The sequence below is a fragment of the Erythrobacter sp. GH1-10 genome (assembly GCF_045363165.1).
GTDB lineage: Bacteria > Pseudomonadota > Alphaproteobacteria > Sphingomonadales > Sphingomonadaceae > Erythrobacter.
This window is the reverse complement of the sequence record NZ_JBJFLP010000001.1, coordinates 2119960-2133951: the sequence shown is the minus strand read 5'-3', so window position 1 is coordinate 2133951 and position 13992 is coordinate 2119960. Positions and strand designations below refer to the sequence as shown.

The 13992-nt window shown below is 62.4% G+C and carries 14 protein-coding genes; 7 read left to right on the top strand and 7 right to left on the bottom strand.

Annotated elements, in window-relative coordinates; genetic code table 11:
- Positions 1-9: 9 nt before the first annotated feature.
- The 4 genes from ACI5KX_RS10610 to ACI5KX_RS10595 form a co-directional block, all read right to left on the bottom strand.
- Entirely contained in the window at positions 10-945 is a 936-nt protein-coding gene (locus ACI5KX_RS10610) for a hypothetical protein (protein WP_406810631.1), read from the bottom strand.
- Positions 946-1638: 693 nt separating this feature from the next.
- Positions 1639-2520 carry a hypothetical protein gene (locus ACI5KX_RS10605; protein ID WP_406810630.1) on the bottom strand — a complete coding sequence of 294 codons (882 nt, stop codon included), beginning with the start codon at positions 2518-2520 and terminating at the stop codon, positions 1639-1641.
- A gap of 102 nt (positions 2521-2622) precedes the next feature.
- Positions 2623-3975, bottom strand: a complete 1353-nt coding sequence (locus ACI5KX_RS10600; protein ID WP_406810629.1) for a GntP family permease — start codon at positions 3973-3975, stop codon at positions 2623-2625.
- Between the two features lie 27 nt (positions 3976-4002).
- The gene (locus tag ACI5KX_RS10595; RefSeq protein WP_406810628.1) at positions 4003-4797 is read right to left on the bottom strand and encodes a class II aldolase/adducin family protein; all 795 of its coding nucleotides are present in this window, start codon (positions 4795-4797) and stop codon (positions 4003-4005) included.
- A gap of 118 nt (positions 4798-4915) precedes the next feature.
- Here ACI5KX_RS10595 and ACI5KX_RS10590 point away from each other — a divergent pair, with 118 nt between their 5' ends.
- From ACI5KX_RS10590 to ACI5KX_RS10570, 5 genes are all read left to right on the top strand, one after another.
- Positions 4916-5830 carry an aminotransferase class IV gene (locus ACI5KX_RS10590; protein WP_406810627.1) on the top strand — a complete coding sequence of 305 codons (915 nt, stop codon included), beginning with the start codon at positions 4916-4918 and terminating at the stop codon, positions 5828-5830.
- Positions 5827-6549, top strand: coding sequence for an HAD family hydrolase (locus ACI5KX_RS10585; RefSeq protein ID WP_406810626.1), 723 nt, complete (start codon positions 5827-5829; stop codon positions 6547-6549). The genes ACI5KX_RS10590 and ACI5KX_RS10585 overlap by 4 nt, the downstream gene beginning before the upstream one ends.
- Before the next feature lie 70 nt (positions 6550-6619).
- Positions 6620-7363 carry a trehalose-phosphatase gene (otsB, locus tag ACI5KX_RS10580; RefSeq protein WP_406810625.1) on the top strand — a complete coding sequence of 248 codons (744 nt, stop codon included), beginning with the start codon at positions 6620-6622 and terminating at the stop codon, positions 7361-7363.
- Entirely contained in the window at positions 7360-9162 is a 1803-nt protein-coding gene (locus tag ACI5KX_RS10575) for a glycoside hydrolase family 15 protein (protein ID WP_406810624.1), read from the top strand. Before otsB ends, ACI5KX_RS10575 begins: the two co-directional genes overlap by 4 nt.
- A gap of 7 nt (positions 9163-9169) precedes the next feature.
- The gene (locus tag ACI5KX_RS10570) at positions 9170-10561 is read left to right on the top strand and encodes a trehalose-6-phosphate synthase (RefSeq protein ID WP_406810623.1); all 1392 of its coding nucleotides are present in this window, start codon (positions 9170-9172) and stop codon (positions 10559-10561) included.
- Positions 10562-10575: 14 nt separating this feature from the next.
- Here the strand turns inward: ACI5KX_RS10570 and ACI5KX_RS10565 are convergent, their stop codons facing one another.
- Complete coding sequence (locus ACI5KX_RS10565) at positions 10576-11034, bottom strand: response regulator (protein WP_406810622.1); 459 nt, start codon at positions 11032-11034, stop codon at positions 10576-10578.
- A 167-nt stretch (positions 11035-11201) separates the two neighbouring features.
- On the opposite strand from ACI5KX_RS10565, the gene ACI5KX_RS10560 reads away from it, so the two are divergent.
- Positions 11202-11993 (top strand): tyrosine-protein phosphatase, encoded by a 792-nt coding sequence (locus ACI5KX_RS10560; protein ID WP_406810621.1) that lies wholly within the window; start codon positions 11202-11204, stop codon positions 11991-11993.
- An 80-nt stretch (positions 11994-12073) separates the two neighbouring features.
- Positions 12074-13036: a thioredoxin-disulfide reductase gene (gene trxB / locus ACI5KX_RS10555; protein WP_406810620.1), complete on the top strand. Its 963-nt coding sequence runs from the start codon at positions 12074-12076 to the stop codon at positions 13034-13036.
- Between the two features lies 1 nt (position 13037).
- Here trxB and ACI5KX_RS10550 read toward each other — a convergent pair whose 3' ends face one another.
- Positions 13038-13499: an MAPEG family protein gene (locus tag ACI5KX_RS10550; RefSeq protein WP_406810619.1), complete on the bottom strand. Its 462-nt coding sequence runs from the start codon at positions 13497-13499 to the stop codon at positions 13038-13040.
- A 19-nt stretch (positions 13500-13518) separates the two neighbouring features.
- Positions 13519-13965, bottom strand: a complete 447-nt coding sequence (locus ACI5KX_RS10545) for an MAPEG family protein (RefSeq protein WP_406810618.1) — start codon at positions 13963-13965, stop codon at positions 13519-13521.
- Between the last annotated feature and the right edge of the window lie 27 nt (positions 13966-13992).

The following is a 13992-nucleotide window of genomic DNA, read 5'->3' as shown; positions in this document are numbered from 1 at the left end:
AATTCGCGTTCAGTCTATCGTGACATTGAATGTGACAGTGTGGTTGGTGCCGCCAGCGACATTTCCGAGATCGACACTGATCCCGCTCGCCTGCGAGGCAGTGCCCGCATCGGCGTCGGCAGCGTCGGTCAATGAAGCGGTATCCAGAGCGAGTGTGCCGGAGGCGTAAGTCGTGCCGTCCGGAATCACGTCTGTGACCACCAGGTCTGAAACCGACCCGCTCCCCCGAACGTCAGCGACGATGGTAAAGGTGACGATCGAACCGGGAACCGCGCTGTCTCCGCCGAACGGATCGACGATCGCTGCCGATTTGGTCAGATCGACGGTGGTGATGCCGACAGTGATTGCGCCGATTGTCGTTGCGGATGCGGTCGTGGTACCGACAATGGCGTCTGCCCCATCGACACCGGCCCCTGCGAACAGGTCGCCGGGCGATCCCGATCCGGTTGCGGCCGCCGCGGTGAGCTCGATCTCGCTTTGTTCTCCATCGGTGGCGGTGCCAGGAACAATGACGACGACGAAAACGGTGACCGTTTCGTCTGCAGCGAGTATCGGCGTGACTTCGGGTCCTGCGAGGATTATGTCTACGCCGGGATCGTAAGTGCCGTTTCCGTTGGTATCGATCGCGATGCTTTCGATCACCGTGTCGAAATCGTTCCCTGCCACTGCAGGACTCGCAGTCAGTTCAAAGGCTTCCGGGCCGTTCCCCGTGTTGGTAATTTCGAAGGTGAGTACCGTTTCGCCCGGCGAGGCACCGATCGGACCTGCATCAAGCGAAGTGGTCGTCACATCAAGCAGTTCGTCCACGCGAACGGTTACGGTGTTGGAATCGACCGATTTCGGACCATCTCCGTCGTCATAGGTCGCAGTCGCGGTGTTTTCGATTAGCGTGCCAGCGATTACGCCGCCTGCGAGAGCGGGGGTCGCGCCGAGACCGAGAGCCATCACCCCGACGGTTGCTATTGTTAAAAGGATGGTCCAAGTATTCATACTTAGGTGCCAGTACCCAAGTCTGGTTAACGGACCGTTAGCACTCGTCGGGTTAACGACAAGATTGGCCAAAATGATTGACAACTAGCACCCAGTATTAGAGCTGGCTAGTTGGACAGGCGCGAGTGGATCAGATCCTAAAAATTCAACGCGCAACAGGTGTAGGCGCGGCCAGAGGTAGTTGAACTCCAACGTTTTTGGCCCTGGCAATAGATCGGCAAGTACGTCCAGCAGAGTCGGTCTTCTGATCCCTCGCCGCTTCAATCACTGGCTCCTTGCGATATTGCTGCATATCGCAACGGCGAAGTTAATTGATGCTCGCGGCGTTGTTGCTTCGCAAAATCTCCCAGGGGGGATCGAGCTTGCTGGGGAGGTTTCTCCGCACTGGTTGTGTCGATCGTACCTATCTTCGGCTAGCGTGCTTGCTGAGATGGCAGATGCGACTTGGGCAAGGCCGAGGTCAGCCGGTGCTGATTTGCCCATATCCTCAAGCACGGAGATGTCCAGTCCCGAGATGTTGGTCCGTGGCATTGACGAAGCATTCCGGAGCATCGTCGGCCTCGCGCCCCAGTTCTTGTCGCCTTGAGTTGGGGCCCGATCGATAAACAAGTCGTGCTGAAAGGCGGTTTGGTTCGCCAGAACAGCGACTTAATGCCAAGCCCGGTCGGTGGGAGAACTTCGGCGGAGAGCGAGGTAATTAATGAGTGAAATCATACCAATATCCTTCCCGCCATGCCTCTCCCCCGTTACCGGAATCTCCATTGATTGCATGTGGCGAAGCAACTCGCTCATTTCTTCCCCGGCCAGTGACGGGGTGATAGGACGAGCGGTGAGAGGCATCGGTGGAGCAGGGCGGTGGTAGACAAGCGCCGAAAATCCGAGCCACGCCGTGAACATTACCAGGTAGGGCCAGCGCCGGGGCCAAAGCCGGAACACAAGCAGCGTAGCCACCGCTGTGCCGGCGAGGGCGATCAAGGCCGAACACGCCGCAAAAGCGCGGCTGCCGGTCAGTGCTGTCTGTATCGCAATGTTGGTCCATTGCGCCGGTAACAGGGCCAACAGCCATTCGGGCAACGCGCCAGGCCGTGCTGCGGCGGTTATCAGGATAGCAGCCTCACCGGCGACGACGAACACGGCAATCCACCAACCTTTGCTCGATGCGCTGCGTGCAAAAAGAGCGCCCCGCGCTGCGAAACTGATGCCCCCTATAATGAGGGCAATCCCGGTCTGAAGTACGTGTGACAGGGTGGGTATGCCGATTGCACGCGCGAACAGTAAGAGGCCGACGCCGGTGAGGACGGCAAGAAAGACACCTATCCAAAAGCGCCCGTCAGCGGCCGCACCGATCATGCCAGCCCCCATCAGGGCGATCGCCAGTATCGGACCGCCAGCCAAGGCCAACGGTTCGGCACCAGGTGCATTTGCGAGTAGAAGCATGGCGGTGGCGGGCGCGACGAATCCGATGAGCGCCACGAACGACCAGGCTACCAATGGCCGAGCAGGAGGCTGGGCCTGCGACAAGAACTTCATCGGACGGACATTGGTCAAAGCGCCGGGCATTGTCGAGCGGGAACGCTCTTGCGCAGCCAGCTTCGCTGAGATTTGATCGCGGGGCTGTTGCGGCAATGCGTCCTACAATACCGATGCAATCGCGATGCACGTGAGTGTTGCGATGACCGGGACCGCCACCGTCACCACGGCGACATCGCGATAGGCCTGCGCATGCGTCAGCCGCGTGATCGCCAGCATTGCGATCACCGCGCCACAATGCGGGAGCGAATCGAACCCGCCGCTTGCCATGACAGCCAGCCGGTGCAGTTCTTCCGGCTCGATTCCCATTGCGAGGTAACTCGGCGCGAGCGTTTCCATGAAGATCTGCAGTCCTCCCGATGCCGATCCGGTGATGCCCGACACGGTGCTAACGGCGCCGAACATCGAGAGCAGCGGATAGTCGTCGAACGAAACCAGTGTGGATGCGAAGGTCGAGAATCCGGCGGTCTGCACCACCACGCCGCCGAAACCGATCACCACCGACGTCGCGAACAGCGGTACGACCGCGTCCTGCATCCCTTCACCCATGACGGCGAGAGGGCGCGAGCGCACCGTCGTGAACAATGCAAGCCCCAGCAGGCTGCCGACGATCAGCGCTATCGAGGGCCACATCACCGGCTGGGCGGCGGCAAAGCTCGCGAGCGCTTCGGGCATGGCGCCGCCGAGCAAGCGCGGCGAAACGATGATCCCGATCACAACCAGCAACGGGAGAATGGCGAGAGCGACCGGCGGTAGATACTCGGCCTTTGTTCCGTCCGAACCGCCGATTGGGTCGCCGGGTGCGGGATCGAAGCCTTCGCCCGCCGCCTTGGCCTTGCGGCGCTGCCATTCGAGATAGACCATCCCGAGCACGAACATGATCGTGCCCCCGATCAGGCCCAGCAGCGGAGCCGCGTACAGATCGGTTCCGAGCGCGATCGTGGGGATGATGTTCTGGATCGAAGGCGTGCCGGGCAGAGCGGTCAGGGTAAAGGTGCCGGCGCCCAGCGCCAGCGCGGCGCAGAACAGGCGCTTGGGGATGTCCGCTTCCTTGAGCAGGCGGAGGCCGAGCGGATACATCGCGAAGATCACCACGAACACCACCACGCCGCCATAGGTCAGCAAGGCGCTGGCGAGCACGGTGATCCACAGCGCGCGGTCCGGCCCCAGCTTGCGCACAAGCGCCATGGCGATGCTCGCCGCCGCGCCGCTTTCGCCCATGACCTTGCCGAACATCGCGCCGGCCGCGAACAGGAGGAAGAACCGGCCGGCAAAGGCGAAAGCGCCCAGTTTGCCGAAGGCATAGCCATCCTGGAACGTCTCTCCCAAGGGCAGCGCGCTGGTAACGATCACGATCAGGCTGCACAGCAGCGATGCAAGGATGATGTTCACCCCGCGCAGCGCAAGCCAGATGAGCAGCGCGAGGCTGGCCAGCAGCCCCAGAGACGAGATCATTTCACGCTTTCCCCCCGTTGCGCGGGATCAGTCGCGGAAGCTCGGATCGATCCGGTCCAGCTTGCGTAACAGGGCGGGCCAAGCGAGGCCGTTGGCGATCATGCCGATGCCTTCGCTCGGGGTCTGCGCCTTGACCTTTTCGGGCGTACCCTGCGGCGGGTTGTGCAGGTTCTCGCGTCCGGCGGAGAGCATTTTCACCTGCGCGTCGCAGGCGCGCTCGAGGAAGTAGAGCCGCAGGAAGCATTCGCCCACGGTCTTGCCGATCGTCAGCGTGCCGTGGTTGCGCAGGATCATGGCGTGCTTGTCGCCCATGTCCTCGACCAGTCGCTCGCGCTCCTCGAGATCGGTCGCGATGCCTTCATACTCGTGATAGGCGATATCGGCACGGGCGATCATGCCCGTCTGGGTGTGTTCCATCAGCCCCTCGGACATGGCGCTCACCGCCTGACCGGAAGGGGTGTGGAGGTGCATCACCGCGTGCGCATCTTCGCAGTTCATGTGCAGAGCGGAATGGATCGTGAAGCCTGCAGGGTTCACCGGGTGCGAGGTCTGCAGCACCGGCTGGCCTTCGACATCGATCTTGACGAGGCTCGAAGCGGTAATCTCCTCGAACATCATGTCGTAGGGATTGATGAGAAAGTGGTGTTCCGGACCAGGCACACGAGCCGAAAGGTGCGTAAAGATCAGATCGTCCCAGCCGTATAGTGCTACGAGGCGGTAGGCGGCGGCGAGGTCGACGCGGACCTGCCATTCCTCTTCGCTGACCGAGCCGCGAATGTGGCTATCGTCGGCCGATGTCTTGGTTTCCAGTACGGTTGCCATCTTTGCTCTCCTCAAATCGCAATTTGGCTTGTCTATACACGTCCTGCTGCGATTCTCGAACACGCTCGAAACTCGCACGCCCACTTGCCAGCGCCCGCCGACCGCCTAGACATGGCGTATGGCACACGGAACCCACGATTTTGAGCCCGATCCGCGTAACGAGAGCATTCTGATCAACGTCAACGGCACTCTGGTGCCGCGGCCGGAAGCGACCGTCTCGGTGTTCGACAGCGGCTTCATGTTGGGCGACGGCGTGTGGGAAGGGCTGCGGCTGCATCGCGGCAAGATCGCGTTTCAGGAGGCGCATCTCGACCGGCTCTACGAAGGCGCCAAGGCGATTGCGATGGATATCGGCCTTACGCGCGACGAACTTGTGGCGAGGCTCGATGCGACCATCGACGGCAATGCAATGCGCGAGGCCGACGGCGTCCACATCCGGCTGATGGTGACGCGCGGTATCCGCTCCACGCCTTATCAGGACCCGCGCGTGGTGATCTCGCCCGCGACCATCGTCATCATACCCGAATACAAGGCCCCACTGCCATCCACGATCGAGACCGGCATCCGCCTGTTCACCGTCCATGTCCGGCGCGGTGACCCTGCGGTGCAGGATCAGAAGCTCAATTCGCATTCCAAGCTCAACTGCATCGCGGCCTGCATCCAGGCGACGCAGGCTGGGGCGGACGAGGGGCTCATGCTTGATCCGCATGGCTTTGTTGCGACCTGCAACTCGACGCATTTCTTCATCGTAAGAAAGGGTGAGGTCTGGACCTCAAGCGGGGACTACTGCCTCGGCGGGATCACCCGGTCGAACGTGATCCAGGTCTGCCGCGAGGCGGGCATTCCGGTGTTCGAGAAGAACTTCTCGCTGACCGATGTCTATGGCGCGGAGGAGGCTTTCGTGACGGGGACATTCGCAGGCGTGGTGCCGGTGACCGAGGTCGATGGCAGACACCTGACCGACGGTCGCGGGCCGATGGTCGAGCGACTACAGGGGCTCTACAAGGCGCTGATGGACCGCGACGTCTCGTGACCATTCGCATCGCCATGTGGAGCGGGCCGAGGAATATCTCGACCGCTATGATGCGCAGCTTCGGCGCGCGCGCCGATTGCGCGGTGTCGGACGAACCGTTCTACGGCGCGTTTCTCAAGGATAGCGGCGAGCCGCATCCGATGGCGGCCGAGACCATCGCCGATATGGACTGCTACTGGCACAGTGTTACCGCTACGCAGTCGGGCGAGGCCCCGGGCGGCGAGCCGATCTGGTACCAGAAGCACATGCCGCACCACATGGTCGGGCCGATCGACATTCGAGATTTTCCCGATCACCGCCACGCGTTCCTGATCCGCGCGCCCGAGCGCGTCATCGCGAGCTATCGCAACAAGAATGAACTGCGCGAACCCGAAATGCTCGGCTTTGCCAAACTGCGCGAATATTTCGAACTGGAGCGGGAACGGATCGGGAAGGCACCTCCGGTGGTCGATTCCGACGATATCCTCGCCGATCCAGCAGGCGTGCTCGAACGGCTGTGCGATGCGCTCGGGATTGGATGGGACACGGCGATGCTGTCGTGGGAGAAGGGCCCGCATCCCGAAGACGGCGTGTGGGGCGCGCATTGGTACGACAAGGTCAACGCCTCGACAGTGTTCGGGGCGCCTCCCGGGGCGCTACCCCGGCTCGATGGGGCCTATGCCGAGGTCGCCGACGCCTGCCGTGCGAACTACGAAGCATTGAAGGCTCACGCGATCTGAGCGCTGAATACGATTGCTGCAAAGCAGCAGGAACATTGACGCGCCCTGCTGACGCATTATGCCCTACGCCATGGTATCCAGCCTCTCTCCGGGCTCTCCTCCAACGCTTCGTTCCCTGATCGGGTCGGGACCGGTTGCGTTGTTCCTCGATTTCGACGGGACCCTGGTCGCGCTCGCACCGGGACCGGATGCGATCCGGCCGCGCGAGGGCCTCGCTTCCAGACTTAGAGCGCTCGCGGAGCGACTGGAAGGACGCTGTGCGGTCGTGAGCGGTCGAGGGCTTTCCGATATCGAGAAACACATCGGACCGCTGCCGGTCGCGGGAGCAGGTTCGCATGGCTCCGACATGCGTCGCGCCGATGGCAGCGCGCTGGGTGAGGGTGCCCTTAGCTTGCCGGAGGACATCGAACGCCGCCTGCGTGCCTTTGCCGCCGAACATGGGCTCGATTACGAACACAAGCCGCATGGCGGCGCGCTTCATTATCGGTCCAATCCCGATTCAGGCGAGGCCGCGAATGCCTTTGCCCGGAGCCTAGCCGAAGAGCATGGCTGGGCGGCACAGGGCGGCAAATGCGTGGTCGAGATCGTCGCAAGGAGCGCCAACAAGGGCGCGGCGGTGAGGTCCTTCATGCAGGAAAGCCCTTTCGCGGGATCGAGGCCCTACTTCCTCGGTGACGATCTGACCGACGAGGCAGGCTTTGCCGCTTGCGAGGAATTCGGCGGCGCGGGGATCATCGTCGGGGAACGCGCAGAAACCCGCGCGCAATTCATGCTGGAAAGCGTTACCACCGTGCACGAATGGCTGGAATTATGAGCGACAAGCAATTGCCCAATCTCGAACTGTGGCCGATCGGCAATTGCCAGGTCTCGGGCCTGATCGACCGGACAGGGGCGCTGGTATGGGGCTGCGTGCCGCGGGTGGACGGCGATCCGGTGTTCTCCTCGCTACTCAACGGCGACCAGCGTGATGCCGGCATCTGGCGCTTTGAGCTCGAAGGGCAGGTTGAAGCCGAGCAGGAGTATATCCGCAACACGCCGCATCTCGTCACGACGCTCAAGGCGAGCGACGGCAGCGCGGTGCAGATCCTCGATTTCTGCCCTCGCTATGAGCGTTCGGGGCGAATGTACCGTCCGGTCGCCTACGTGCGCATCGTCCGCCCGATTGCAGGCAGCCCGCGGATTCGCGTCGTCCTCAAGCCGGTCAAGAATTACGGTGCGGGTCTGGCGGACACGACCAGCGGCACCAACCATGTGCGTTATCTTGTCGGCCCTCAGGCGTTGCGGCTCTCCACCGACGCGCCGGTCGGTTATGTGCAGGAGGGCCGCCCGTTCCGTCTCGAGGAGGATACGCATTTCTTTCTCGGCCCCGACGAGCCGTTCGTAGGAAACCTGCGCGAGGAAGTGCGCGGCATGGAGCAGCGCACGCGCCGCTACTGGCAGCAGTGGGTCAGGGGGCTGCACATCCCGTTCGAATGGCAGGAAGAAGTGATCCGATGCGCGATCACGCTCAAGCTCTGCCAGCACGAGGAGACCGGGGCGATCGTCGCGGCGCTCACCACCTCGATCCCGGAGGCGGCGAATTCGGAGCGGAACTGGGACTATCGATACTGCTGGATCCGCGATTCCTACTATACGATTCAGGCGCTGAACCGCCTCGGTGCGCTCGATGTGATGGAAAAGTATCTCGGCTACTTGCGCAACATCGTTGACAGCGCGCGGGGTGGGCAAATTCAGCCACTCTATTCCGTAATGGGCGAGAGCGAGCTCGACGAGACCACCGCCAGCTACCTTGCCGGCTATCGCGGAATGGGGCCGGTGCGGCGCGGCAATGCTGCCTACAAGCAGGTCCAGCACGATTGCTACGGCCAGATCGTGCTGCCGAGCGTGCAGAGTTTTTTCGACCAGCGCCTGCTGCGCCCGGCGACCGAGCGCGATTTCGAGAACCTCGAACAGGTCGGCAAGATGGCCTGGGCGATGCACGACCAGCCCGATGCCGGCCTATGGGAGTTCCGCACGCGGCAGGAAGTCCACACCTACTCCGCCGTGATGAGCTGGGCGGCGTGCGACCGGCTCGCCAATGTCGCAGAGCACATCGGCAAGCCCGACCGCGCGCAGGTCTGGCGCGAGCGCGAAAACAGCATTCGCGAGAAGATCGAGGCTGAAGCATGGAAGGAAAACGGGGAGGGGGGACATTACGGTGCCAGCTTCGAGAGCAATTATCTCGACGCCAGCCTGCTGCAGATGGTCGAGTTGCGCTTCCTCTCGCCCGATAACGAACGTTTCCAGCAGACCTTTGCCGCGGTCGAAAAACACCTGCGGCGCGGCGATCACATGTTGCGCTATGCCGCCGAGGATGATTTCGGCGCGCCCGAGACCGCGTTCAACGTTTGCACATTCTGGCTGATCGAGGCTTTGCACCTTGCCGGGCGCGACGACGAGGCACGCACCCTGTTCGAAACAATGCTGAGCCACACCACGCAGTCGGGCCTCCTGTCCGAGGACCTCGACTACGAAACCGGCGAGCTTTGGGGGAACTTCCCCCAGACCTACTCGCTGGTAGGAGTAATCAACTGCGCCGGGCTTCTTTCCAAATTATGGAGCGACGTGCGATAGGAGATCCATGAGCCGCCTAGTCGTAATCTCGAACCGCGTCGCCGTGCCCAAGGCGCGCGGAGTCGCGGGGGCCCAGGGCGGGCTCGCCGGGGCGCTCAATGCCGCACTCAAGGATTACGGTGGATTATGGTTCGGATGGTCGGGACAGGAAAGCGACGACCGCACAGGCAACATGAACCTGCAGCGCAACGATGGCGTGACGACCGCGACGATCGACCTCTCCAAACGCGACGTCGACGAATATTACAACGGCTATGCCAATTCGACCCTGTGGCCGCTGTTCCACTACCGCATCGACCTTGCGGAATTCGAGAACGAGACCGGTAAGGGATACGAGCGCGTCAACGAACGCTTTGCCGAAAGCGTGATGCCGTTGATCGAGGATGACGATCTCGTCTGGGTCCACGATTACCACCTCATACCGATCGGTCAGCGGCTGCGCGAGCGCGGGGCCAAGAATCGCATCGGCTTTTTCCTTCATACGCCGTGGCCTCCGACGCGTCTGCTGACGTCGCTCCCGTTCCACGATCGGCTGGTGCGCACGATGCTGGCATACGACCTGATCGGTTTCCAGACCGAGGAATGGCTCGGCAGCTTCTATCATTACTGCGAGAACGAGCTTGGCGCGCAGGTCGAGAAGTCGACCGGCGAGATCACATTCGAAGATCGCACTGTCTTCGCGCGTGCCTATCCGATCGGGATCGATTGGGATCACTTCCAGCGGCAGGGTGCGACCGACGAGGCCAAGGCGGCCGAAGAGCGCCTCCTCGAGTCAACCCGCAACCGGACAGCGATGATCGGGGTCGACCGGCTGGACTATTCGAAGGGCCTGCCCGAACGGATCGACGGGATCGGGCGGTTTTTCGACCAGCATCCAGAGCACGCCCGCGACCTCGTTTTCATCCAGATCGCCCCGCCGAGCCGTGAGGATGTCGAAAGCTACCAGAAGATCCGCAACACGCTCGAACAGAAGACCGGGCAGATCAATGGTGCGCGCAGCGAAGTCGACATCGTCCCGATCCGCTACGTGAACCAGGGCTATAGTCACGCCGAACTCTACGGCTTCTTCCGAGCGTCGAAGATCGGCCTGGTGACGCCGCTGCGCGACGGGATGAATCTCGTCGCCAAGGAGTACGTCGCCGCGCAGGATCCGGATGATCCGGGCGTGCTGATCCTGTCCGATTTCGCCGGAGCGGCGCAGCAACTCGATTGCGACGGCAAGGGAGCGGTTGTGGTCAATCCGCACAGTCCCGATGCGCTGGCACGCGCGATCAAGACCGCGCTCGATATGTCGGTGGAGGAGCGCAAGAGCCGCTATCAGGCGATGATCGGGACGATCCGTGACGACAACGTCCAGGCCTGGACGAAGCAATTCTGCGACGACCTCGCGGCTGATTAGCTTACCCCAGCGCGTTAGATGAGGCGGCGGACCTTCGCGGGTTCGAAGCCGGACTGGCCGGAATCCTGCGCGACCCTGCTCTTCAGGTCCATGCGCGATTGCGCCCCGCGTTTCATCAACAGCCGGTCGACCGCATTGGCGAGGCCGTTCTGGGTGAAAGGCTTGCGCACGTAATCGTTGGCGCCGGCGAACAGCGCGCGATCCTCGTCGACCGCGCCCGTCATCGCGGTCAACATGATGACCGGCAAATCGTAGAAGTCCGGCGAGCTGCGCAGTTGGCGCAGCAGGCTGACGCCGGTCATGCCTGGCATGTGCTGGTCAAGCAGGACGAGGTCCGATCGCTGGCGCTTGAGGTTTTCCCACGCGGTTTCGGCGGTCTGGACCCATGTACTGGTATGGCCCGCGCAAAACATGGCGTCGCGCGCCAGCTCCGCGATCAGTTCGTCATCGTCGACGATCAGGATATGAGACATGGCGACACCTCGGTTTATGGCTTGATCGCAATCCGTTCACCGTTCGGTTACCATCCTGCCCGCCAAGCCGAGCTTGCCGATCGCTTAGGGATAGATACCTAGGCCGTGGCTGCCCGCAGTGCTGCTCGTGGTTGTGCCGGGCGTGGGGCGCTGCCAGTGTCGAAGCGATGATTCGCATCCCTGAAACCGATCCGTTCCTGCCTGCAGAAGGCATTCACAATCTGCGCGACTACGGCGGCTATAGGGTCGCCGGGGGAGGGCGGGTGAAGACCGGTCTGCTGTTCCGTTCCGGTCATCATGCCGAAGCGAGCGAGCGCGACCTCGAGACTGTTGCCGGGCTCGGGCTGCGCCATGTGATAGATCTTCGCGGCGACAGCGAGCGTGCCCGCCACACGTGTCGGCGACCGCAGGGCTTCGACGCGCAGGTTTTGTATTTCGAGGGTGAGACAGCCGGCCTCGCGCCGCATCTCGAAGCCGCCGAGGGCAGCATCGATGCGGAGAGCGCGCATCGCGCGATGGTCTCGCTCTATGCCGCGCTTCCCGACAGGGCCGGGCTCAATTCGGTGCTAAGCGATTATTTCATCGCGCTCGCAAGCGGGGAAGGCGCAAGCCTTGTCCATTGCGCCGCAGGAAAGGACCGGACCGGGATTGCGGTCGACCTGCTGCACCATATCCTCGGCGTGCATCCGGACGATGCGATGCACGATTATCTTCTGACCAACCACTCGCCGCGCAACGAAGAGCGTATCGCCCACGGCATGGCCCTGATGGGCAACAAATACCGGGACAGGGACGAGGCCTCAATGCGCGTGCTCATGGGCGTCGATGCGGAATTCCTCGAAGCGGCGCGGCGATCCGTGACGGAGCGGTTCGGATCGACCGACACCTATCTCGAACGGCAACTCGGGGTCGATGCGACGAAGCGCGCGGCGATCAAAGACCAGCTTGTGGATGCCTAAGACAATCCTCGCGCCGACGAATTGAAGCCCGGCAGCCGAGCGCCTAAGTCGGTCTATCACGCAGACAGGATTCGGATTTCATGGCTACCCATCACACCAAGATGCTCATCATCGGCTCTGGCCCCGCAGGCTATTCCGCCGCGATCTATGCGGCGCGCGCGATGCTCGAACCGATCGTGGTGCAGGGGCTGCAGCCGGGCGGCCAGCTGACTATCACCACCGATGTCGAAAACTATCCGGGCTTCGAGGAGGTGATCCAGGGACCGTGGCTGATGGAGCAGATGCAGAAGCAGGCCGAGCATGTCGGCACGCGGATGATGTGGGACACGATCGTCTCGGTCGATCTCGATAGCGGTCCCCCGTTCCGCGCGATCGGCGACAGCGGCGACGAATATATCGGCGATACGCTGGTGATCTGCACCGGCGCGCAGGCGAAATGGCTCGGCGTGCCGGGCGAACAGGAACTGGGCGGCAAAGGCGTGTCTGCGTGCGCGACCTGCGACGGGTTCTTTTACCGCGGTAAGAAAGTCGCGGTGATCGGTGGCGGCAACACCGCGGTCGAAGAAGCGCTGTACCTGACCAACCACTCAGACGACGTGACGCTGATCCACCGCCGCGACGAGTTGCGCGCCGAAAAGATCCTTCAGGACCGCCTGCTCAAGCATCCCAAGATCTCGACGCTCTGGAACAAGACGGTCGAGAGCTTCGAAGCGGGCGAGGATGGTGCGCTGCATCATCTTGTCCTCAAGGATACGCAAACCGGCGAGACATCGACGCTGGAAGTCGACGGGGCCTTTGTCGCGATCGGCCACGCGCCCGCGACCGAGCTGTTCAAGGGCAAGCTGCCGATGGACGATGGCGGCTATCTGCTGACCGAGCCGGGCACGCCCAAGACCGCCGTTCCCGGCGTGTTCGCAGCCGGAGACGTGACCGACCACGTCTACCGTCAGGCGGTCACCGCTGCGGGCATGGGCTGCATGGCCGCGCTCGATGGCGAACGGTTCCTCGCCACGCTCGAAGAAGCGCGCGAGGCGGCGGAGTGACCTAGCCCGCGAAACCCTTGCTGCCGGTTTCGAACACGACCATTGCCGCATCGAAGATGAGCGCGATCAGCACCACGCTGGACAGAGCGAACAGGACGAAACGCACCAGCACCCTGTTGGCGGTCGCCTGCACGAGGCTGTGCGCGACGCGCAGACCGACGTAGATCCACGCCAGGAAGGCGTTCATCCCGTCCCCCGCACCGACAATGGCGAGCACGATCGCAACGGCATAGAAAACGGTCGGCTGTTCGTGCAGGTGGTTGTAATTGTCGGCTTTCCAGTTGACCTTTTCGGGCAGCTTCCCGCGCAATTCGGAACCGGTCGTGCCCACCAGTCGAGCCGGGCTGCCGACATCGGGCGACTTGCTCATCGCCGGGATGCGGGTGGCATACATCCACACCCACATCACCATGGTCCAGATCGCGAGCGCGACGACAGGTTGCAGGATCTCCATTCCGATCATTTGTGACTTCCGTTGTTGTTTACGAGACGGCGCTGGGGTCTGCGAACAGGGTGACCGCAGCTGCGCGAATGGCGAGGATGGTCAGTGCGGCGCTTGACGCCACGAACAGCAGGAACCGGACGGGAACCTTGTTCACCGTCGCCTGCCACAGGGAATGGATGATCCGAAGCCCGACATAAGCCCATGCGAGCATTACGTCGATCGCTCCTGCTCCTACCAGCGCAAGGATCACGACGGTCGCGTAGAACAGCGTCGGCTGCTCCATCAGGTGCGAGTAGTTGTGCGATTTCCATTGCACCTTCTGGTCGATCTGACCTTCCAGGTCCTGCCCACGTCCGCCAGGCCTAGCTCCCATGTCGACACCCGCCTTCTTCATCGCGGGCAGGCGGGTCAGCGCCATCCAGTAGAGCATGACGAGCGACCAGACCACGAGCACTGCGGCGGGGGCGAGTATCTGAGCTTGCATCGGAACGATCCCTCTTTTTCCTGTGGC

What these genes read in the sequence shown, in the direction of transcription:
- ACI5KX_RS10570 (WP_406810623.1), top strand. Translation starts at nt 9,170, where the DNA reads ATGAGCCGCCTAGTCGTAATCTCGAACCGCGTCGCCGTGCCCAAGGCG.
- ACI5KX_RS10610 (WP_406810631.1), bottom strand. Translation starts at nt 945, where the DNA reads ATGGCTCTCGGTCTCGGCGCGACCCCCGCTCTCGCAGGCGGCGTAATC.
- ACI5KX_RS10550 (WP_406810619.1), bottom strand. Translation starts at nt 13,499, where the DNA reads ATGATCGGAATGGAGATCCTGCAACCTGTCGTCGCGCTCGCGATCTGG.
- ACI5KX_RS10600 (WP_406810629.1), bottom strand. Translation starts at nt 3,975, where the DNA reads ATGATCTCGTCTCTGGGGCTGCTGGCCAGCCTCGCGCTGCTCATCTGG.
- ACI5KX_RS10595 (WP_406810628.1), bottom strand. Translation starts at nt 4,797, where the DNA reads ATGGCAACCGTACTGGAAACCAAGACATCGGCCGACGATAGCCACATT.
- ACI5KX_RS10565 (WP_406810622.1), bottom strand. Translation starts at nt 11,034, where the DNA reads ATGTCTCATATCCTGATCGTCGACGATGACGAACTGATCGCGGAGCTG.
- ACI5KX_RS10590 (WP_406810627.1), top strand. Translation starts at nt 4,916, where the DNA reads ATGGCACACGGAACCCACGATTTTGAGCCCGATCCGCGTAACGAGAGC.
- ACI5KX_RS10575 (WP_406810624.1), top strand. Translation starts at nt 7,360, where the DNA reads ATGAGCGACAAGCAATTGCCCAATCTCGAACTGTGGCCGATCGGCAAT.
- ACI5KX_RS10560 (WP_406810621.1), top strand. Translation starts at nt 11,202, where the DNA reads ATGATTCGCATCCCTGAAACCGATCCGTTCCTGCCTGCAGAAGGCATT.
- otsB (WP_406810625.1), top strand. Translation starts at nt 6,620, where the DNA reads ATGGTATCCAGCCTCTCTCCGGGCTCTCCTCCAACGCTTCGTTCCCTG.
- trxB (WP_406810620.1), top strand. Translation starts at nt 12,074, where the DNA reads ATGGCTACCCATCACACCAAGATGCTCATCATCGGCTCTGGCCCCGCA.
- ACI5KX_RS10605 (WP_406810630.1), bottom strand. Translation starts at nt 2,520, where the DNA reads ATGAAGTTCTTGTCGCAGGCCCAGCCTCCTGCTCGGCCATTGGTAGCC.
- ACI5KX_RS10545 (WP_406810618.1), bottom strand. Translation starts at nt 13,965, where the DNA reads ATGCAAGCTCAGATACTCGCCCCCGCCGCAGTGCTCGTGGTCTGGTCG.